The organism is Streptosporangium saharense, assembly GCF_014203715.1.
Taxonomy (GTDB): Bacteria; Actinomycetota; Actinomycetes; order Streptosporangiales; family Streptosporangiaceae; genus Streptosporangium; species Streptosporangium saharense.
Genome location: NZ_JACHJP010000006.1, coordinates 67,948 through 88,379 on the forward strand (window position 1 = coordinate 67,948; position 20,432 = coordinate 88,379).

Here is a 20,432-nt window from a genome sequence, read left to right on the forward strand (position 1 = left end):
GCCTCCCGTCGTTTTTACAAGCGTTTTGGGTCTTGTAGACCCCGGGGGTCAGGGTTACGATCCGCATAATTATTAGGAAACTTTCCTAAAGGAAAGAGCATCCACATGCGCCGATTAGCTTCTGTGCTGGTGGTGTTCGCCATGGCGGCCGCGATGGCCGCGTTGTCGATCCCCGCCCATGCAGCCGCCCGCCTGACAGCCGCCTTCACCCTCACCGGCAACCAGGGCAAGTTCGTGGTGAGCAACCCCAACAGCACCGCTGTGACCGGTTGGTCGATCGCCTTCGAGCTTCCCTCGGGGGTGACCGCGAGCAACGCCCAGAACGCGACGATCTCGCAGACCGGCACCAAGGTGAAGCTGACTCCCGCCTTCTACATCAACACCGTGAAGGCGAATGGCAACACCGAGCCCTACAGCCCGACCTTCACCCTCAGCTCGGCGGTCCAGCCGACCAAGTGCACCATCAACAACGCCAACTGTGACGGCAGCGGCGACCCGCCCCCGCCGGACGCGCCCGTCACCGCGACCTACTCGGCCAGCGGGACGCGTGGCAAGTTCGTGGTCAACAACAACACCGACGCCGCCCTCAACGGCTGGACGATCACCTTCGACCTGCCCGCCGGTGTCACCGCCAGCTCCGCCGACAACGGCTCGATCAGCCAGAGTGGCCGGTCGGTCACGCTGAGCCCGGCCCACTACAACACCAACGTCGCGGCCCACGGCTCGACCGAGCCCTACAGCCCGACCTTCACGCTCAGCAGCGCCTCCGCCGAGCCGGACAACTGCCGCATCAACGACGTCAGGTGTGACGGCGCCGCCGACACCCCGCCCGCCGCCCCCGGCAACCTGCGCTCGCCGGTCAAGACCACCAAGACCGTCTCCCTCGCCTGGGACGCCGCCACCCCGGGCAGCCTGCCCATCGTCGGCTACCAGGTCTACAAGGGCAGCGACCTGGCCACCACGGTCACCGGCACCACCGCGACCGTCTCGGGCCTGACCCCGAACACCGAGTACACCTTCACCGTCAAGACCAAGGACAGGAAGGGCACTCTCTCCCCGGCCAGCACCGCGCTGAAGGTCACCACCAACAACTCCGGTGACGACACCCAGCCCCCCACCGCGCCCACCAACCTGCGCAGCACGGCCAAGTCCTCCTCGACCGTGACCCTCACCTGGGGCGCCTCGACGGACAACAAGGAAGTCGCGAACTACGAGATCTACAGCGGCTCGACCCTGCTGACCACCTCGACCACGACCACGGCCACGGTGAGCGGCCTGTCGCCGTCCACCGAGTACACCTTCACGGTCAAGGCCCGCGACACCTACGACAACGTCTCCGAGGCCAGCAACGCGGTCAAGGTCACCACCGACGACATCATCGGCAGTGGCTACGCCCGGGTCGGCTACTTCGTGCAGTGGGGCATCTACGGCCGTCAGTACTTCGTCCGCAACCTCGACACCACCGGTGTCGCGGCGAAGCTGACCCACCTCAACTACGCCTTCGGCAACATCGACCCGGTCAACCTGACCTGTCTGCAGGGCGTGACCAAGGGCACCACGGGCAACCCGCAGGACCCGAGCCAGGGTGACGGCTCCGGTGACGCCGACGCCGACTACGGCAGGCCGATGAGCGCCGGCCAGTCGGTCGACGGCGTGGCCGACACCGGCTGGGAGAAGCTGCGCGGCAACTTCAACCAGCTCAAGAAGCTCAAGGCGAAGTACCCCAACCTCAAGATCCTGATCTCCCTCGGCGGTTGGACCTACTCCAAGTACTTCTCCGACGTGGCCGCCACCGACGCCGCCAGGAAGAAGTTCGTCGCCTCCTGCATCGACACCTACATCAAGGGCAACCTGCCCACCTACAACGCCGCCGGCGGCCCGGGCAGCGCTGCCGGGATCTTCGACGGCATCGACCTCGACTGGGAGTGGCCGGGCTCCGAGGGCCACGCGGGCAACCACATCGGCGCCAACGACAAGCAGAACAACACCCTGCTGATCGCCGAGTTCCGCAAGCAGCTCGACGCCCTGACCACCGAGACGGGCAAGCGCTACCAGCTCACCGCCTTCACCCCCGCCGACCCCGCCAAGATCGAGGCCGGCTGGGACCTGCCGGAGGTCGCCAAGTCGCTGGACATCTTCAACGTCCAGGGCTACGACTTCCACGGCTCGGGCAGTGACAACTCGTGGGAGCCGAACAGGGCGGGCCACCAGGCCAACCTGTACGCCGACAACGACGACCCGTACAACTTCCACTTCAGCGTGGAGAACGCCGTCAACGCCTACCTGCAGGCGGGTGTGAACCCCCGCAAGATCGCCATCGGTCTCGCCTACTACGGGCGTGGCTGGCAGGGGGTCGCCGACGGCGGCAAGTCCGGTGAGTGGCAGTCGGCGACCGGCGCCGCCCCCGGACAGTTCCAGGACGAGGCCGGTACCCGCGGGTACAGCAACCTGCTGGCCAGCGTTCCCGGCTGCACCATCAAGCACGACGAGCAGTCGGTCGCGACCTACTGCTACACGGGCAACGGAGGCCAGTGGTGGACCTTCGACGACACGTGGACGATCGCGAAGAAGACAGCATGGCTCCGCAGCAAGAACCTGCTCGGCGTGATGATCTGGGAGATGTCCGGTGACCCCGGCACCCTGACCAACGCCGTGGACGCGGGACTGAGGTAACCCAAGAACGGGCTGTCCCCGCGACCTGCGACGCCGCGAGGACAGCCCGTTTCACGCGTCACGGCGCCCGAGCAGTACGGCACCGGCGGCCAGCGGGAGCGCGACCCAGGCCAGATAGACGGCGAAGCCGGTCCAGGGCCCCATGCCGGTCGGGTGGACCACGGCGACCTGGCTGCCCGCGTTGGACGCGGTGAACTCCAGCAGCCGCCTTCCCAGCTCGCCCGGCACCAGCGCGACCAGCGTCGGCAGCACCATGAGCAGCGCGCAGACCGTCACGATCGCCCCCGGGGTGTGCCTGACGAGCACGCCGAGCGCCAGCCCGAACAGTCCGCTCGCGGCGAGGTAGAGCCCGGCGCCGAAGACGGCCCGCGACACGCCGGGATCGGCCAGGGAGACCTCGCCCGCCCGCCCGGCGAACGCGATCCGCCCGGCGAGGAAGGCCGCGAAGGCGGACGCCACGCCCACGACGAGCGTGACAGCGGTGAGCACCACGGCCTTGGCGGCCAGGAACCTCAGCCTGCCGGGCACCGCGACCAGGGAGGTGCGGATCGCGCCCGTGCGGTACTCGCCGCTGATGGCGATCACCCCCAGCGTCGCCGTCACCAGCGACGCCAGCACGATGCCCCGCAGACTGGTCGAGACCGGGTCCGCCAGGCGCCCCGCGTCCCCCGCCCCGACCGTCGCCAGCGCCCCGACCACGGCGAGCGCGACCATCAGCACCGGCACGGAGCCGAGGGTCCACACCGTCGAGCGCACCGAGCGCATCTTGGTCCACTCGGACCGCATCACGTCGATCATGAGGAGTACTCCAGACTGTCCCTGGTCAGTTCCATGTAGGCGGCCTCCAGGGTCGGCCTGACGAGGCTCAGCTCCTCGACCGCCAGCCCCCGCGCGGCGACGAGGGTCCCGACCTCAAGCGGCGTGCGTCCCGTGACGCGCAGGTGGTCCTCATGGACCTCCGCCCCGGGCAGCACCTCGGCCACCTCCGCCAGGTACGGCGAGCGCACCCGGACATATCCCTGCGAACTACGCCCGATGAACTCCTCGACCCCGGTGTCGGCGATCAGCTCCCCCCTTCCGACGACGATGAGATGGTCGGCCGTCTGGGCCATCTCGCTCATGAGGTGGCTGGAGACGAAGACGGTGCGCCCCTCGGCGGCCAGGCCGCGCATCAGCGTGCGGATCCACAGGATCCCGTCGGGGTCGAGCCCGTTGACCGGCTCGTCGAACAGCAGGATCTCCGGATCCCCGAGCAGCGCGGCGGCGATCCCGAGCCGCTGCGACATGCCCAGCGAGAACCTCCCGATCCGCCGCCCGGCCACCGCGCCGAGCCCGACGGTCTCCAGCACCTCCTCGACGCGGGAGGCGGGGATCGCGTTGCTCTGGGCGATGGTCAGCAGGTGGTTCCTGGCACTGCGCCCGCCGTGCACGGCCTTGGCGTCCAGCAGCGCGCCGACCCTGCGCAGCGGATGCCTGAGTTCGGCGTACGGCACGCCGCCCACGGTCACGGTCCCCGAGGTCGGCCGGTCGAGGCCGAGGACCATCCGCATCGTGGTTGATTTTCCCGCCCCGTTGGGCCCCAGGAACCCGGTCACCAGACCGGGTCTGACGTCGAAGGACAGTCCCGAGACGGCCGTGGCGGCGCCGTACTCCTTGGTGAGGCCGATGGCCCGTATCGCTGTCATGTCTTCAAGGCTCCCGGGCGGGGGAGGCCGTCACCTCCTGCCGGGGAACCGTTCGCGGCGGCCCGGGATGGGAGCCGGGTCCTACTCTCCCGGTCGGACCAGGCCCCGCTCGTAGGCGACGATCACGGCCTGCGCCCGGTCCCGCACGTCGATCTTGGCGAACAGCGCCGTGACGTGGTTCTTCACGGTGCTCGGCGAGATCGCGAGCGCCTCGGCGATCTCGGCGTTCGAGCGGCCCCTGCCGATGAGCACCAGCACCTCCGTCTCCCTGGCGGTGAGCCCGTCGAGCGGGGCCCGGGCGTGCCGGGCGAGGTCGCCCCTGACGTGGGTGCGGATGAGGCCGAGGAGCAGGCGCGGCGCGACGGCCGCCGTGCCCTCGTGCACGGTCCTGACCGCCTCGACCAGCTCCTCCGGGGAGACGTCCTTGGGCAGGAAGCCGTTGGCCCCGGCCCTGAGCGCGGCCACCACGTTCTCGTCGAGGTCGAAGGTGCTCAGCACGAGCACCCTGGTCTCCGGCAGCTCCGCGGTGACGCGTTCGGTCGCGGCGATCCCGTCCAGCCTGGGCATGTGCAGGTCCATGATCACGATGTCGGGCCGCAGCTCGTGGCAGCGGGCCACGGCCTCAAGGCCGTCGGCGGCCTCGCCGACCACGGTGACGCCGGGCTGGGCGTTCAGCATGAGGCGGTATCCGGTCCTGACCAGGGCGTGGTCGTCGGCCAGCAGCACGGTGATCACAGCGGCAGCCTCGCGTGGACCCGGAAGCCGCCGCCGGGACCCGGCCCCGTGTCCAGGCTTCCCCCGCACAGCGCGACCCGCTCGGCCATCCCCACCAGGCCGAAGCCACCGGGGGAGGCCGGGACGGCCACGGCCCCCACGGCCCCGTCGTCCAGCACCTCGACCTCGACCTCCTGGCTTCCGTAGCTGATCCGCACGCTGGAACGCGACCCGGGGGCGTGCTTGCGCGTGTTGGTGAGGGCCTCCTGCACGATGCGGTACACCGCCCTGTCGACCGCGGCGGGCAGGGGCACCGGCTCGCCCTCGACCACCAGCTCGGCGGGCGGCCCGGCCGCGCCCGCCTGCTCGACCAGGGCGGGAAGCTCGACCGTGCCCACGCCCGTGGCCTCCCCGCCCCCGCTTTCTGTGCCGTCGGCCCGCAGCACCCTCAGCAGGTGCCGCATCTCGGTGAGGGCCTGCCTGGCGCTGCGCTCGGCGGCCAGCAGCGCCTCCGCGGCCTCAGAACCGGCCCCAGAACCGGCCTCAGAACCGGCCGCGGACGTCCCCGCGGGCAGGCTCACCCTCGCCCCGCCGACCAGCGCGCTGACCACGGTGATGTGGTGGGCCACGACGTCGTGCAGTTCGCGGGCGATGCGGCGGCGTTCCGCCTGGACCGCCTCCTCGGTGCGCATGTCCTGCCTGAGGTCGCGCGCCTCCGCCCTCGACCGCATCAGCAGCCCGGCGCCGGTGACGACCGGGGGGAAGAGGGCACCGAGGAGGGACATGCCCGTCGCGACCGACACGGCGGCGTAGGCGAGTGTCATCGGGCCGAGCGTGGCGAGCAGCGCCCTCCTGGTCGCGGCGTGGCGGCCGAGGCCGTACAGGGCGATCGTCGCGATGAGCGAGACGGAGGTGGTGACCGTCAGGCGCCCGAGGATGTCGATCGCGGCGGCCGCGACGGCGACCGGGACCGGGTGGCGGCGCCGGGCCAGCAGGGGCGGGACGGCGAGCAGGAAGAGGCCCGCTCCCGCTGCCGTGCGCGCGTCGCCGTACCCCAGCGTGAGGGGCAGGGCGATCAGCGAGGGCAGGCAGAGGAGCACGACCAGCGTCACGTCGAGGACCCGGGGACGACTCAGGAGCAGTCCGATCTTCTGCCCCGACCGCATGAGGCGATCCTAAACGCCCGATCCACCGGGTGGGCGGGGGAGTGGAGACGCGTCCTGGCGGGCGTGGGGGACCCGCCAGGACGCGCTCCTGCCCGGCGCGGCGGTGCGAGGACCCCGGCGAGGGTTGGGGTCCTCGAACCGGTTACCCGCGCCGGGGGCCGGTGACAGGGGAGACACGGACCTGAGGGACCCGCGCCTCCCCGGAGGGGATGTCGCCGAAGAACGGACCCCGGTGGCACCGAAGGAGAGGGCGGGGACCGCCATTCTCATTTCGGACAAAAACCATGTTTATCCACCAAAGGGTCAGATCTGTCGGTACCGAAAGCACTCGCGTGCCGTTCCCGTCGCTCTGGTAGGTGTGGGGGAATCCGTGGCGGGGCGACGCGTAGCGCAGTGAACGCGTTGACCCACCGAGGTCGCGCCGGGACGGGCGTGGCGCGCCCACGCGGACCGATGACACCGGCGTTCACCCCCCTTGCCGACCTTTCGATGGATTTGTACCAACGATTGGATGATGCGGGTAACGAGAGGTTGGGTCAAGAGGCTGTTCCCCGGTAAAACCAAATCGTCTAGTTTTGTTGGCACAAAGGGGACTTAATGCCGCGGTCAACGCTGTATCAGCTGGTGGCCTCCGAACTCCGGAGGGCCATCTACTCCGGTGCGCTCCGACCGGGTGATCAGCTGCCGACCGAGGTCGAACTCATGAACATCCACCAGGTGAGCCGCAACACCGTCCGGCTCGCCCTTGGTGAGCTGGTCAACGAGGGTCTGATCACCCGCACTCCCCGCCGGGGGACCGTGGTCAGGGAGCGCAGGCCGCTGCTCATCCACCCCCAGCGCGAGCTCCAGCCGCAGCCCGAGGAGACCAGGGAGGCCTTCGCCTGGGCGGTCTCCCAGGAGGGCCGCGTGCCGAGCCAGCACATCGAGGTCGCGATCGTGCATCCCGCCGAGGAGATCGCCAGCAGGCTGGAGCTGGCCGACGACGAGTTCGCCGTGGTCCGTCGCAGGCTGCGCTTCGTGGACGGCCAGCCGTACAACACCAACGACTCCTACTTTCCGCTCTCCCTGGTCGCCGACTCCGAGATCGCCCGTCCCGGCGACATCACGCGCGGCGCCAACAGGGTGCTCGCCGAGCTCGGCCACCCTCAGGTGCGCATGGTCGACGACATCTGGGCCAGGATGCCCAACACCTCGGAGACCCACCGTCTGCAGCTCCAGTCGGGCACGCCCGTCGTCGTCTACATCAGGGTCGGCTACGACGAGAACGACACGCCCGTCCGTGTCGCCGTCTCCGTGCTTCCCGCGGACAAGCACCTGATCAGGTACGAGCTGGAAAGCCGCTGACATCCTTGTGACCGCCCGGCCGGGCCGGCTCGCCGCACGCCCGCGCCGCGGGCGCCTGCCGGGCCGCCCGCCCAAGGCGGCAGGGCGTGGGCCCCAGTCCCCGCCATCCCTGGACCCCTAGGCATTCGCCTGGGCGGACACGGGCACCGTGCGTCATCGCATGGTTACTCTCCGTGTCTTTTCACGCACCCTGCGCAACGAAGGGATCAACCATGCACTCCAACACCGTCAGTACCGTCACCGCGCGTCCGCTCGCGCTGCGCGCCGCGACCGCCGCCGACCTCGCCGACGTCCTCGCCCTCCTGGCGGAGACCGCCGACTGGCTGAACGGCAGAGGCGTACGGCAGTGGCCCGCGGGTGGCTTCCCCGCCGAGCGCATAGCCCCGCTGATCGAGACGGGCGACATGTACCTGGTGGAGGGCGAGCGGGGCGTGGTGGCCACCATCGCCCTCGACGGCAACGCCGACCCCGATTTCTGGCGGCCGGGCGACCTGCCCGGCGCCGCGCTCTACGTCCACAAGCTGTCGGTCGCCCGCTCCTGCTCGGGTCTCGGCCTGGGACAGGCGCTGCTCGACTGGGCGGGACTGCGGGTGGTCGCCACCGGCAGGCGCTGGCTCAGGCTCGACTGCTCCAAGGACAACCTGAGGCTCCAGGGCTACTACCGGGGCCAGCGCTTCACCCACCTGCGCACCGTCGACCTCCCGCACCGCGCCTCGGGCGCGCTGTTCCAGCGTGCGGGCGGCATGCGAGGCGGTCTCGGTACGGCGCTGCCGTTCACCGACCGGCGCGGTTTCGGCACGGGCAGGGCCGGGCGTCAGGCGGCCCCGCTGAGCAGCCACGGGACCCCCGTCGCCGAACATGTCTGAACCACGGCGATCCCAGGACAAAGTCATCCGATAGCCTCACCCCATGACCGGTTCCTTGCTTGAGGTGATCGCGCTCGACGTCCGCGACGCCGTCGCGGCCGAGGAGGGCGGCGCCGACCGTATCGAGGTCGTCGCCGACATCGCCTCCGACGGGCTCACCCCGGCTGTGGAGACGGTCGCGGCCATCTCCAAGGAGTGCGCGCTGCCGCAGATGGTGATGCTGCGCGGCGAGGCCTCGTTCCTGGCCGGGCCCGAGTCTCTGGAGAGCCTGCGGCGTGACGCCAAGGCCCTCGCCGAGGCGGGCGCGGCCGGGTTCGTCTTCGGCTTCCTCGACCAGGCGGGGGTGGTGGACCTCGCCGCGACCGAGGCGCTCATCCACGCCGTCGCCCCGCTGCCCTGGACCTTCCACCGGGCCGTCGACCACGCGGCCGACGTCCAGGCGGGGTGGCGGGCCGTACGGCTGCTGCCCAACCTCGCGACCGTGCTCACCTCGGGCTCGCCCAACGGCGTCGGGGACGGCCTGCGGGTGCTCAGGACCCGCTGCGAGGCGGGCGACGGGCCGCTGATCATGGCCGGTGGCGGCCTCAAGCCCGTGCACGTCCCGCCGCTGCTGGAGTACGGCGTGCGCGCCTTCCACGTCGGCGGCGCCGTACGGGCCTCGTGGGACCACCCGGTCGAGGCCCGCAGGGTCCGCGAGTGGCGCGCCCTGATCGACTGACTGCTGTTTATCCGCTTTATCCGCGGTAGGCGTCGAGCATGGCGGGCAGGCCGAGGAGCTTGACGCGCTCGCCACGGCCCAGGCTCCTGGCCAGGTCGGCTTCGGCGGCCTCGATGGCCAGCCAGTGCTCGTAGGTGACGGGCGAGACGCCCCGCGAGGCGAGCAGGGCGTCCAGGTCGCCGCGCGGCACGGGCGTACGGCCCGCGAGGTCGGCCAGGAGCGTGCGGACCGTCTCCGCGGCGTCGGACTTGTTGGTGCCGATCACCCCGGTCGGGCCGCGCTTGAGCCAGCCCGCGACGTACTCGCGGTCACGGATCCTGCCCGCCTCGTTCGGCACGGTCGCGGTCCGCTCGGAGAAGGGCACGTCGGGCAGCGGGAGGCTGCGGTAGCCGACAGAGCGCAGGACCATCCCGACGGGAAGGGTCTCGAACTCGCCCGTCCCGACGACCCCCTCCTCGGTCTGGCGGGTCCGTTCGAGCCTGAGCCCCTCGACCCGGTCGCGGCCGACGATCTCCACGGGCCGCATCCAGAACCGGACCTCAAGGCGCCGCGGACGGCCCAGGGGGACGCGGGTGGCCCAGTCGCGCAGCACCTCGACGTTCCCCCTGACCTGGCGTGAGGCCTGGGACAGGTCGGCGGCCGACTCCTCTGGCCGAACGTGCACGTCCACGTTCGCCAGCTCGCCCAGCTCCCGAAGCTCCTTCAGGGTGAACTTGGCGTGCTCGGGCCCCCTGCGGCCGATCATGTGGATGACCCGCACCCGGCTGGCCGCCAGGCGGGCGAGCACCTCCTCGGGCACGTCCGTCGCGCGCAGCTCCTCCGCCCGCTTGGCCAGGACACGCACCACGTCCACCGCGACGTTGCCGACCCCGACCACCGCGACCTCGGGGCTGTCGAGGGTGAACCGGTCCGCGGGCGCCTCGGGATGGCCGCAGTACCAGTTCACGAAGTCCGTGGCCGCCATGCTCCCCGGCAGGTCCTCGCCGGGAATGCCCATCCGCCGGTCGACCGGCGCGCCGGTGCAGTAGACCACGGCGTCGTAGCAGGCCAGCAGGTCGGCGACCCTGAGGTCCCGGCCAAGCTCGATGCCGCCGAGGAAGCGGACGTTCGGCAGTTCGAGGACCCGCCGCAGGTAGTCGGCGATCGACCTGATCGAGGTGTGGTCCGGCGCGACGCCGTAGCGCACCAGCCCGTACGGCGTCGGCAGCCGCTCCAGCACGTCCACCTCGACGGCTCCCTGGGCCTGTTTCGTCAGGGCCTCCGCCGTGTAGAGGCCGGCCGGTCCAGAACCGACGACCGCGACCTTCAACGGCGTGTTCTCCGGTGCCATGTCCCCTCCCAAGCGGTGACCGCTCCTGGGGTGATTCTGTCCCACCACGGCGCCGGGCGGCCAGGGTGACGCGGCCGGTCCGGGATCCCCGTCCCTTGACGGTTTCTTGGGTTATTTGGGTCATTCTTGCAGGTCAGATATGCTTTGCATGGTTATGGGGGCAATGCGATCGGGGGATCACTGACCTTGGTGGAACCAAACCATACGCTGGAATATGACTATCTTGCCGACGACCGGCAGGAGCGGGCCATCCTTCTGCACATGGTGCTGTCCCTCCTGGTCGGCATGCTCCTCGGCGCGGGCGGAGCGCTGCTCTCCTACGGGCCACCGCTGATCCACTCGATCTACGAGCCGTACGCGTACATCCTGTTCGTGGTGATCGTGGGCCGCACCGCCGCCGGGTTCGGCTGGGCCGCCCTGACCAGCGCGCTGGCGACCTTCGGCCCCCTCATCTCGCTGCTGGCCGCCACGATCTTCGAGTCGGGCGCGAACCTGCTCAACCTCACCTCCAGGGGGCCGGGGGTGGCCCTCGGCAGCAACGGCTCCACGATGAACCTCACCGTCGCCGTCCTCGCGACCTTCGGCGTCCTCGCCTACCTCAGCAAACGCCGCGACATCTGGGGCGACCTGGCCTGCGGCGTCCTCGCCGGAATCGTCGCGATCGACGGCCTCGACAAGACCCTGCGCGGCGGCCCCGAGTACGTCAGGGGCTTCTGGCCCTGGGACACCCTCCTCGTAGCCGCCTTCGTCGCGGCCCTCCTGCTCACCCTCCGCCAAGGCAAACCCCTCGCCCGCTGCGCCCTCGTAGCCCTGACGGTCCTCTCCACAGCCTTCGTCTTCGCAGTAGGCGTGTAAATCCGGCCCCCACCACCCTCCGAAGTGAAGAGCTTGGTCTTGGGGTTACCGGTGCTGTGCGTGAGGAGTGTCCGGCTTGGGCGCGTCGGTGAGCTGGACTGAGGAGTGACGGAGCGAAGCGGAGGAACGACGAGGGAAGTCACCGACTTCAGGCGCCCAAGTCCTGCGGTGCCGAAGGCACCGCAAAAGCAAGCACAGCCAAGCCCGCGCCGCCGAAGGCGGCGCAAAGGAAACACAGACACCTATAGCCTGAAGGTTGTTAATCCCTGCTAGCTAGGAGTAGCCGTGCTGCTGCGCATGTCGTCGTTGTTTCTTCGAACCCTGAGGGACGACCCGGCAGACGCGGAGGTCCCGAGCCACAAGTTGCTCGTCCGCGCCGGTTATGTTCGTCGTGTCGCACCCGGCGTCTACTCCTGGCTGCCGCTCGGCAAGAGGGTCCTGGAGAACGTCACGCGCGTCGTGCGTGAGGAGATGGACCGGATGGGCGGTCAGGAGGTCCTCTTCCCCGCCCTGCTGCCCCGCGAGTACTACGAGGCGACGGGCCGCTGGACGGAGTACGGCGACACGCTCTTCCGGCTCAAGGACCGCAAGGGCGCCGACTACCTGCTCGGCCCCACGCACGAGGAGATGTTCACCGACATGGTCAAGGGGGAGTACTCCTCCTACAAGGACTATCCGGTGACGCTGTACCAGATCCAGACGAAGTACCGCGACGAGGCCCGTCCCAGGGCGGGCATCCTGCGCGGCAGGGAGTTCGTCATGAAGGACTCCTACTCCTTCGACCTGGACGACGACGGTCTCAAGCGCTCCTACGAGCAGCACCGTGAGACCTACATCAGGACCTTCGACCGGCTGGGCATCACCTACAAGATCTGCTTCGCCACCTCGGGCGCCATGGGCGGCTCGGCCTCCGAGGAGTTCCTCGCCCCGGCCGAGACCGGCGAGGACACCTTCGTCGCCTGTCACCACTGCGGCTACGCCGCCAACGCCGAGGCCGTCACCACCCCCGCGCCTGCGGCCGTCACCGGGGAGCGGCCCGCGCAGCGGGTGCTCGACACCCCGGACACCCCGACCATCGAGTCCCTGGTCTCCTACGTCAACGAGCACCACGGCCTGGACATCACCGCCGCGCGGACGCTCAAGAACATCGTGGTCAAGGTCGTCACGCCCGGCTCTGACAAGGCCGAGACGCTGGTCGTCGGCGTCCCCGGCGACCGCGAGGTCGACTTCAAGCGCCTTGAGGCCGCCCTGGCCCCCGGCGAGCCCGCGATCTTCGAGGCCGAGGACTTCGCCAAGCACCCCGGCCTGGTCCGCGGCTACATCGGCCCCCAGGTGCTCAAGGACCTCGGGATCCGTTACCTCGTCGATCCCCGCGTGGTCGAGGGCACCGCCTGGGTGACCGGCGCGAACGAGCGGGGCAAGCACGCGGCCGACGTGGTCGCCGGGCGTGACTTCGTCCCCGACGGCACCATCGAGGCCGCCGAGGTCCGCGAGGGCGACTCCTGCCCCGTCTGCGGCTCGGGCCTGTCCATCGACCGGGGCATCGAGATCGGCCACATCTTCCAGCTCGGCCGCAAGTACGCCGACGCCGCCAAGCTCGACGCCCTCGGCCCCGACGGCAAGCCGATCCGCGTCACCATGGGCTCCTACGGCATCGGCGTCTCCCGGGCCGTGGCCGTGCTCGTCGAGCAGCGGCACGACGAGCTGGGCCTGGTCTGGCCCCGCGAGGTCGCCCCCGCCGACGTCCACATCGTGGGCACCGGCAAGGAGGACCAGATCGAGGTCGCCACCAGGATCGCCGAGGAGCTCGACGCCCGTGGCGTGCGCGTGCTGCTCGACGACCGCCCCTCCGTCTCTCCCGGCGTCAAGTTCAAGGACGCCGAACTGCTCGGCATGCCGACGATCCTGATCGTCGGCCGCGGCCTCTCCCAGGGGGTCGCCGAGCTGCGTGACCGCGTCAGCGGCGCCAAGGAGGAGATCCCGATCGGCGAGGCCGTCGAGCGCGTCCTGGCGGCCTGCGGCGCCTGACAGGGGCATCTCTCACGAAACGAGGCGGGTCACCCCACGGTGACCCGCCTTCTCGTCGTCCCACAAGATGTCGAAGCACGCCACAGAACGCTGCCGCGCCGTACGGGACCCTGGGTCAGCGGGAGCGGCTGCCGAGGGTCTTGCGCCAGTGGAAGCCCCCGGGGAGGTTGACGGTCAGGGTGCGCCTGCCGTCGGCGGTCCTGGTGACCCGGAAGGCGCGGTTGCCCCAGCTGTGGCCGACTCCGCCGCGCGACAGGTTCAGCCGGAACGGGCCGAACCTCAGTGACTTCCTGTATCCCCAGCCCATTGTTTCCTCCCTCTGGATCGCCGGTGATGTCCGGCTACCCGGTGGGACGGCGGCAAACGTGGGCTTCTACGACGGCGGGGCTGGGGAACCCGAGGACGAGGGGGCCGGGGCGGGCGTGGGCATGCCGGGGAAGGCCTCGATCTCCGGGCGCAGGCCGTAGGAGCGGGTGACGCACTCCTGCATGGCCAGCGCGGCCATCCGCCGCACCGACGCGTCGGAGGAGGCGGTGAGCTCCAGGTAGGCCGCCGTGACACCCCGCTCGACCAGCGTGGCCAGCTCGACGGCCTGGGCGGGCGTCGAGGGGGTGACGGGGAGCCGGTAGGCGGCGTCGGGCTCGACCGGGACGCCGCCGCCCGCGGTGATCAGGGCGCGCAACTGGTCCCTGCGGGCGCGGTGCGCGTTGAAGGCGGCGGTCGCGGTGACGCGCAGGGAACCGGTGGTCCTGGCGCCGATGACTCCGTAGGCGTAGACGGCCGCGTGCTCGGCGGCCAGGGCCGTCGTGAGGTCCTGACCTCTCGCAGCGCCTCTCGCAGCGGCCCTCGCGGTGGCTCTCACAGGGGCCTCGAAAGGGCCAGGGCGTGCGCCGCCTCGCAGGCGCCGATGGAGGCGATCAGCTGGGCCAGCGCGGGGGAGACCCCGTCGAGCTGGCGTGGCCGCAGGGCCGCCGACTCGCGCTCCAGATCGCGCAGGCTCCTGACGGAGACCGGCTCCCTGGGCGTCGTCGTCGGGGTCCCCGACGGTGACGAGGACGGCGACGGCGAGGCGGGCACGGTCTCCCTGGGCAGGCGGCGGCGAAGCTCGGCGAGGTGGGCCTCGTGCCGTTGCCTGAAGGGAAGCAGCTTGCCGGAACCGGCGGAGGAGTAGAGCGCGATCGTCCGCTCCTTGCCCGCGATGAGCTGCCTGATCAGCATGATCTCCGGATCCGGTGGCTCCGCGGCGGGCGGGTGCGAGGGCTCCGGTCTGCCGGCGGCGCATCCCGCCACGGTCGCGGCGGCCACTCCGAGAGCGCCGCCCCGAAGCAGGGAGCGCCGGGAGACGGAACGCACGGACGACCTCCGGTTATGGATGTGGCTGCTGACGCATCTAGCATCGTACGGGCTTGGAACAGCAATCACCGCGCTTCTCGGACGGCGTCGCCACACCGAGTGGCGCTCTTTCCACGCCCCGGTGTGGATAGGCTGGTGAACCGCACGGGCGAGGTCCGCCCGCTATAGATCGTGACAATGGGAGGTCGGCATGGGCAGCGCCACATCCCGCGACCGCCTGATGAAGCTGCTGGAACCCGTCGCCTGTGCCCACGGGCTCGACCTGGAGGACGTCACGGTCACACCGGCGGGCAAGCGGCGTCTGCTGCGTGTCATCGTCGACCGTGACGGCGGCGTGAGCCTGGACGACGTCGCCGAGGTCAGCCTCGCCGTCTCCACGGCGCTCGACGACGGTGACGCCATGGGCGCGACGCCGTACGTGCTTGAGGTCTCCTCTCCCGGGGTCGACCGGCCGCTCACCGAGCCGCGCCACTGGCGCCGCGCGGTGCGCAGGCTGGTGAAGGCCGACCTGAGGGACGGCACGCTGGTTGAGGGCCGGATCGTCACCACGGACGAGACCGGCGTGGAGCTCGACGTTGACGGCGTGTCACGCCGCATCGACTATCAGGACCTGACCCGAGGACGGGTGCAGGTGGAATTCCGCCGGTTTGATGACGCCGAAGACGACGGCGAAGACGGCGACGAAGGCTAAGGGGGAGCCTCGTGGACATCGACATGAGCGTCCTGCGCAGCCTGGAGCGGGAGAAGGACATCTCCTTCGACCTGGTCGTCAAGGCGATCGAGGACGCACTGCTGATCGCTTACTTCCGGAGCGAAGGAGCCGCGGCCAAGGCCCGCGCCGAGCTCGACCGGCAGTCCGGGCACGTGACCATCTTCGCCGCGGAGCTCGACGAGGAGAGCGGGGAGGTGCTCAGGGAGTTCGACGACACCCCGGGCAACTTCAGCCGCATCGCCGCGACCACCGCCAAGCAGGTCATCCTCCAGCAGTTGAGGGACGCCGAGGACGAGATCAACTTCGGTGAGTTCGCCAGCCGTGAGGGCGAGCTCGTCGCGGGCGTCATCCAGCAGGGCAAGGACCCCAGGGTCGTCCTGGTCGACCTCGGCAAGATCGAGGCGGTGCTGCCGCACAACGAGCAGGTGCCCGGCGAGGAGTACGTCCACGGCGAGCGCATCCGCTGCTACGTGGTCCAGGTGAAGAAGGGCCACAAGGGGCCGTCGGTGACGCTGTCGCGGACCCACCCCGGGCTGGTGAAGAAGCTCTTCGCCCTGGAGGTTCCGGAGATCGCCGACGGCACGGTCGAGATCGCGGCGATCGCCCGTGAGGCGGGCCACCGCACCAAGATCGCGGTTCGCTCGCGGCGGCCCGGCGTCAACGCCAAGGGCGCCTGCATCGGCCCGATGGGCTCGCGCGTGCGCAACGTCATGGCCGAGCTGCACGGCGAGAAGATCGACATCATCGACTGGTCGGAGGACCCGGCGGAGTTCGTGGGCAACGCCCTCTCACCCGCCCGTGTCTCCCACGTCGAGGTGATCGACCCCGAGGGCCGCGCGGCCCGTGTGATCGTTCCCGATTACCAGCTCTCCCTCGCCATCGGCAAGGAGGGGCAGAACGCCCGGCTGGCCAATCGTCTCACCGGATGGCGCATCGACATCCGTCCCGATACGCAAGCGGGGGATGCGGCCGGTTCCGCAGATGCGTCTACACGGTAAGCTGGAATATGGTGACCGGGCGGCCCCACTGAGAACCTGTGTGGGCTGTCGGGTTCGCACGGTTTCCTCCGAGCTGCTCCGCCTGGTGGTGGTCGAGGGCGTCATCGTCCCTGACCTGCGACGACGGCTCCCGGGGCGTGGTGCTTCACTGCATCCCTCCCTGAGCTGTCTGGATCTCGCCGAGCGTCGCCGAGCGTTTCCGCGCGCGTTTCGTGTCGCGGTACCGCTTGACGTCTCGCGAGTGCGAGAACACCTGGAAGAGCTCCACTCCGAAAGGAACGGGTGAAATGGTTGCCAACTGTCATGTAGGACGCCGAGTTGATGGGCTGGTCAGATAGCTATGAGCGCCTGATGAGCATGCGGCGATGAGTACGTCTACGTAACGACGGTCCGGCGGCACAGCCTCCCGGGCCGAGTAAGGGAGTGCAGTGGCGAAGGTCCGGGTATACGAGCTCGCCAAGGAGTTCGGTGTGGAGAGCAAGGTCGTCATGGCCAAGCTCCAAGAGATGGGCGAGTTCGTGCGTTCGGCGTCCTCGACTATCGAAGCACCGGTAGTCCGCAGGCTCACGGAAGCTTTGGGCGGTCCCGCGAAGGGCTCGTCCGACAGGGGCGGCAACAGGTCGCCCAGGCCGCCGCAGGCGGCACCCCGGCCGGCGGGAGGCCAGGCCGGAAGCGGCGCTTCGGCGCCGTCGTCCATCCCGAAGCCGGGACCGGTTCCCAAGCCGGGCCCCAGGCCGGGTCCCGCGGCACGTCCTGCGGCCCCCGCGCCGCAGGCCCCGCCGGTTTCCCAGCCTCAGCAGGAACAGCCTCAGCAGGCGCAGCCCCAGCAGCAGCCGCCCTCGCCGGTCCAGCCGCCGAGGTTCGAGGCGCCCCGTCCGGCTGCTCCCGGCCCCAAGCCGGGTCCGCGCCCGGGCCCGCGTCCGGCTCCCGCCGCCCGTCCTGACGGTCGTCCCGAGGGTCGTTCCACGGGCGGTCCCGGTGGCGGTCAGGGCTCGCGTCCCGGTCAGGGTGCCCCCGGTGCGGGTGGCGCCAAGCCGGGTCCGCGTCCCGGCCCGCGTCCGGGGCCGCGCCCCGGCAACAACCCGTTCTCCTCGAACGCGAGCGGCATGGGCCAGGCCCGTCCGCCGCGTCCCGGCCGTGAGGGCGGTCCCGACAGGGGCCCGCGTCCCGGTCCGCGTGAGGACCGTGGGCCCCGCGAGCAGCAGGGTCAGCGTGACGGCGGGCCTCGTCCCGCGGGTCCGCGCGCGGGTCAGGCCGGTCCCGGCGGTCCCCGTCCCGGGCCTTCCGCGGGCGGTCCCCGTCCCGGTGGCGGCGCCGGCGCCGGTGGTCCGCGTCCCGGTGGTCCCCGTCCCAGCCCGATGATGATGCCCCAGGGCCGTCCGGCTCCCGCCGGTGGCGGTGGCGGTCGTCCCGGTGCTCCTGGCGGTGGCCGTCCCGGTGGCGGTGGCGGTCGTCCGGGTGGCGGCGGTGGCCGTCCCGGTGGCGGCGGCTTCGCCGGTCGTCCGGGCGGTGGTGGCGGTGGCGCGGGTCGTCCCGGCACCGGAACCGGTGGTCCCGGTGGCGGTGGCGGCGGTTTCGCCGGTCGTCCCGGTGGCGGCGGTGGCCGCGGCCGTGGTGGCGGTACGGCGGGCGCCTTCGGTCGTCCCGGTGGACGCCCGACCCGTGGTCGCAAGTCCAAGCGCCAGAGGCGCCAGGAGTTCGACAACATGCAGGCCCCGGCGATCGGTGGCGTGCAGGCTCCCCGCGGTGGCGGTCAGACGATCCGTCTCTCGCGTGGCGCCTCCCTGGCGGACTTCGCCGACAAGATCGGCGCGAACCCCGCGTCCCTGGTGCAGATCATGCTGCACCTCGGCGAGATGGTGACCGCCACGCAGTCGGTCAACGAGGAGACGCTGCAGCTGCTGGCCGCGGAGCTGGACTACAACCTGCTCGTCGTCAGCCCGGAGGAGGAGGACCGCGAGCTTCTCGAGTCCTTCGACATCGAGTTCGGCGAGGACGAGGGCGACGAGGGCGACCTGGTCGCGCGTCCGCCGGTGGTGACCGTCATGGGTCACGTCGACCACGGTAAGACCAAGCTGCTCGACGCGATCCGGCACACCAACGAGGTCGCGCGCGAGGCCGGTGGCATCACCCAGCACATCGGTGCCTACCAGATCTCCACCGAGCACGAGGGCGAGGACCGGAGGATCACCTTCATCGACACCCCGGGTCACGAGGCGTTCACCGCCATGCGTGCCCGTGGTGCCAAGGTGACCGACATCGCCGTCCTGGTGGTCGCGGCCGACGACGGTGTGAAGCCGCAGACGATCGAGGCGCTGAACCACGCCCAGGCGGCCGACGTGCCGATCGTGGTCGCGGTCAACAAGGTGGACAAGGAGGGCGCCGACCCCAACAAGGTCAGGGCCCAGCTCACCGAGTACGGCCTGGTCGCCGAGGAGTACGGCGGCACCACGATGTTCGTCAACATCTCCGCCAAGAACGGGACCGGCATCGAGGAGCTCCTTGAGGCCATCCTGCTCACCGCGGACGCCGAGCTTGACCTCCGGGCCAACCCGACGATGGACGCCCAGGGTGTCGCCATCGAGGCGCACCTCGACAAGGGCCGAGGCCCGGTCGCGACCGTGCTGGTCCAGCGCGGCACGCTGCGCGTCGGTGACTCGATCGTCTGTGGCGAGGCCTTCGGCCGCGTCCGGGCGATGGTCGCCGACAACGGCAAGCTGCTCGACGAGGCCGACCCGTCGCGTCCGGTCCAGGTGCTCGGTCTGACCGCGGTGCCGGGAGCCGGTGACAACTTCATCGTCGTCACCGACGACCGGATGGCCAGGCAGATCGCCCAGCAGCGGGCGGCTCGCAAGCGCATCGCGGACATGGCCAGGTCCGGCCGCCGCCGTACGCTCGAAGAGCTGTTCAGCGAGATGGAGAAGGGCCAGGTCGACGAGCTCAAGCTCATCATCAAGGGTGACGTCTCCGGTTCGGTCGAGGCCCTTGAGGACGCGCTGCTCAAGATCGACGTCGGCGAGGAGGTGCGCCTGCGGGTGCTCCACCGCGCCGTCGGTGCGATCACCGAGTACGACGTCAACCTGGCGGTCGCGGACGACAACGCCGTCATCATCGGCTTCAACGTGCGCCCGGAGGTCCGGGCACGCGACCTGGCCGAGCGCGAGGGCGTCGACATCCGCTACTACTCGGTCATCTACCAGGCGATCGAGGAGATCGAGGCGGCCCTGAAGGGCATGCTCAAGCCGGAGTTCGAAGAGGTCCAGATGGGCACCGCCGAAGTCCGCGAGGTCTTCAAGGTGCCGAAGATCGGCAACATCGCCGGTGCGCTGGTCCGTTCGGGCACGATCGTCCGCAACAGCAAGGCACGGCTCATCCGTGGCGGTGTCGTCATTTCCGACAACCTCACGGTCAGCTCGCTGCGCCGGTTCAAGGACGACGCGACCGAGGTCCGCGAGGGCTACGAGTGCGGTATCGGCGTCGGATACAACGACATCAAGCTCGACGACGTCATCGAGACGTTCGAGATGCGGGAGAAGCCGCGCGTCTGACGTACCGTTCCGGAACGGGCACCGTTCCGGCCGAGGGAGCCGTCCACACCGTGGGCGGCTCCCGGAGCCGGTGGCGGTGCCCGGCCGGGCGGCACGTGGCGGCCCGCGGTGGGTGACTGACCATGTATGTAGGTGCCCTGACACTGGACATCCTGCTCGGCGACGTTCATTCGCTGAAGCAGAAGCGCTCCGTGGTGCGTCCCATCATCGCCGAGGTGCAGCGACGGTTCCCGGGTGTGGCCGTCGCGGAGACCGGCCATCTGGATCTGCACCGCCGTACCGAGATCGGGATCGCCGTCGTCTCCGCGACCGCGGCCAACTGCGGCGCGGTGCTGGACGACTGCGAGCGACTGATCGCCTTCCACCCGGAGATCGAGCTGTTGTCGGCGAGACAACGGCTCTACAACGAGGACGAGGACTAGCCACGGTACGACCGGTCGCG

General features: G+C 70.4%; 19 protein-coding genes. 11 read left to right on the top strand and 8 right to left on the bottom strand.

Annotated features, from left to right (window positions below; genetic code table 11):
• The first annotated feature begins 105 nt into the window (after positions 1–105).
• Positions 106–2,673 carry a glycosyl hydrolase family 18 protein gene (locus FHS44_RS25915; protein ID WP_184719122.1) on the top strand — a complete coding sequence of 856 codons (2,568 nt, stop codon included), beginning with the start codon at positions 106–108 and terminating at the stop codon, positions 2,671–2,673.
• A gap of 51 nt (positions 2,674–2,724) precedes the next feature.
• Here the strand turns inward: FHS44_RS25915 and FHS44_RS25920 are convergent, their stop codons facing one another.
• The 4 genes from FHS44_RS25920 to FHS44_RS25935 all read right to left on the bottom strand — a co-directional run bounded on the left by FHS44_RS25920 (position 2,725) and on the right by FHS44_RS25935 (position 6,238).
• Positions 2,725–3,471 carry an ABC transporter permease gene (locus FHS44_RS25920; RefSeq protein WP_184719124.1) on the bottom strand — a complete coding sequence of 249 codons (747 nt, stop codon included), beginning with the start codon at positions 3,469–3,471 and terminating at the stop codon, positions 2,725–2,727.
• Positions 3,468–4,358: an ATP-binding cassette domain-containing protein gene (locus FHS44_RS25925; protein WP_184719132.1), complete on the bottom strand. Its 891-nt coding sequence runs from the start codon at positions 4,356–4,358 to the stop codon at positions 3,468–3,470. Before FHS44_RS25925 ends, FHS44_RS25920 begins: the two co-directional genes overlap by 4 nt.
• 81 nt (positions 4,359–4,439) lie before the next feature.
• The gene (locus FHS44_RS25930) at positions 4,440–5,093 is read right to left on the bottom strand and encodes a response regulator transcription factor (protein ID WP_184719134.1); all 654 of its coding nucleotides are present in this window, start codon (positions 5,091–5,093) and stop codon (positions 4,440–4,442) included.
• Positions 5,090–6,238 carry a sensor histidine kinase gene (locus tag FHS44_RS25935; protein WP_184719136.1) on the bottom strand — a complete coding sequence of 383 codons (1,149 nt, stop codon included), beginning with the start codon at positions 6,236–6,238 and terminating at the stop codon, positions 5,090–5,092. The genes FHS44_RS25930 and FHS44_RS25935 overlap by 4 nt, the downstream gene beginning before the upstream one ends.
• A 597-nt stretch (positions 6,239–6,835) precedes the next feature.
• On the opposite strand from FHS44_RS25935, the gene FHS44_RS25940 reads away from it, so the two are divergent.
• The 3 genes from FHS44_RS25940 (at position 6,836) to FHS44_RS25950 (ending at position 9,166) form a co-directional block, all read left to right on the top strand.
• Complete coding sequence (locus tag FHS44_RS25940; protein WP_184719138.1) at positions 6,836–7,582, top strand: GntR family transcriptional regulator; 747 nt, start codon at positions 6,836–6,838, stop codon at positions 7,580–7,582.
• Positions 7,583–7,794: 212 nt separating this feature from the next.
• A complete protein-coding gene (locus tag FHS44_RS25945) occupies positions 7,795–8,448 on the top strand; it encodes a GNAT family N-acetyltransferase (RefSeq protein ID WP_246436064.1) in 654 nt (217 codons plus the stop codon).
• A gap of 43 nt (positions 8,449–8,491) precedes the next feature.
• Entirely contained in the window at positions 8,492–9,166 is a 675-nt protein-coding gene (locus FHS44_RS25950; protein ID WP_184719140.1) for a copper homeostasis protein CutC, read from the top strand.
• A gap of 16 nt (positions 9,167–9,182) precedes the next feature.
• Here the strand turns inward: FHS44_RS25950 and FHS44_RS25955 are convergent, their stop codons facing one another.
• On the bottom strand, positions 9,183–10,496 hold the full coding sequence (locus FHS44_RS25955) for an FAD-dependent oxidoreductase (RefSeq protein WP_184719143.1): 1,314 nt from the start codon (positions 10,494–10,496) through the stop codon (positions 9,183–9,185).
• A 189-nt stretch (positions 10,497–10,685) separates the two neighbouring features.
• Here FHS44_RS25955 and FHS44_RS25960 point away from each other — a divergent pair, with 189 nt between their 5' ends.
• Together FHS44_RS25960 and FHS44_RS25965 are read left to right on the top strand one after the other, a co-directional pair.
• Positions 10,686–11,351, top strand: coding sequence for a hypothetical protein (locus FHS44_RS25960; protein ID WP_184719145.1), 666 nt, complete (start codon positions 10,686–10,688; stop codon positions 11,349–11,351).
• A 285-nt stretch (positions 11,352–11,636) separates the two neighbouring features.
• On the top strand, positions 11,637–13,379 hold the full coding sequence (locus tag FHS44_RS25965; protein ID WP_184719148.1) for a proline--tRNA ligase: 1,743 nt from the start codon (positions 11,637–11,639) through the stop codon (positions 13,377–13,379).
• A gap of 115 nt (positions 13,380–13,494) precedes the next feature.
• On the opposite strand, the gene FHS44_RS25970 is transcribed toward FHS44_RS25965, so the two are convergent.
• From FHS44_RS25970 to FHS44_RS25980, 3 genes are all read right to left on the bottom strand, one after another.
• Entirely contained in the window at positions 13,495–13,686 is a 192-nt protein-coding gene (locus FHS44_RS25970) for a DUF4236 domain-containing protein (RefSeq protein WP_184719150.1), read from the bottom strand.
• 66 nt (positions 13,687–13,752) lie between these two features.
• A complete protein-coding gene (locus FHS44_RS25975; RefSeq protein ID WP_184719152.1) occupies positions 13,753–14,241 on the bottom strand; it encodes a ferritin-like domain-containing protein in 489 nt (162 codons plus the stop codon).
• Complete coding sequence (locus FHS44_RS25980; protein WP_184719155.1) at positions 14,238–14,732, bottom strand: hypothetical protein; 495 nt, start codon at positions 14,730–14,732, stop codon at positions 14,238–14,240. Before FHS44_RS25980 ends, FHS44_RS25975 begins: the two co-directional genes overlap by 4 nt.
• 190 nt (positions 14,733–14,922) lie before the next feature.
• On the opposite strand from FHS44_RS25980, the gene rimP reads away from it, so the two are divergent.
• From rimP to FHS44_RS26005, 5 genes are all read left to right on the top strand, one after another.
• Complete coding sequence (gene rimP / locus FHS44_RS25985) at positions 14,923–15,423, top strand: ribosome maturation factor RimP (RefSeq protein ID WP_184719157.1); 501 nt, start codon at positions 14,923–14,925, stop codon at positions 15,421–15,423.
• Positions 15,424–15,434: 11 nt separating this feature from the next.
• Entirely contained in the window at positions 15,435–16,442 is a 1,008-nt protein-coding gene (gene nusA, locus FHS44_RS25990) for a transcription termination factor NusA (protein WP_184719159.1), read from the top strand.
• Positions 16,426–16,728 (top strand): YlxR family protein, encoded by a 303-nt coding sequence (locus tag FHS44_RS25995; protein ID WP_184719161.1) that lies wholly within the window; start codon positions 16,426–16,428, stop codon positions 16,726–16,728. The genes nusA and FHS44_RS25995 overlap by 17 nt, the downstream gene beginning before the upstream one ends.
• A 142-nt stretch (positions 16,729–16,870) precedes the next feature.
• Positions 16,871–19,990: a translation initiation factor IF-2 gene (infB, locus tag FHS44_RS26000; RefSeq protein WP_184719163.1), complete on the top strand. Its 3,120-nt coding sequence runs from the start codon at positions 16,871–16,873 to the stop codon at positions 19,988–19,990.
• 122 nt (positions 19,991–20,112) lie between these two features.
• Complete coding sequence (locus FHS44_RS26005) at positions 20,113–20,412, top strand: DUF503 domain-containing protein (RefSeq protein ID WP_184719165.1); 300 nt, start codon at positions 20,113–20,115, stop codon at positions 20,410–20,412.
• The last annotated feature ends 20 nt before the right edge of the window (positions 20,413–20,432 follow it).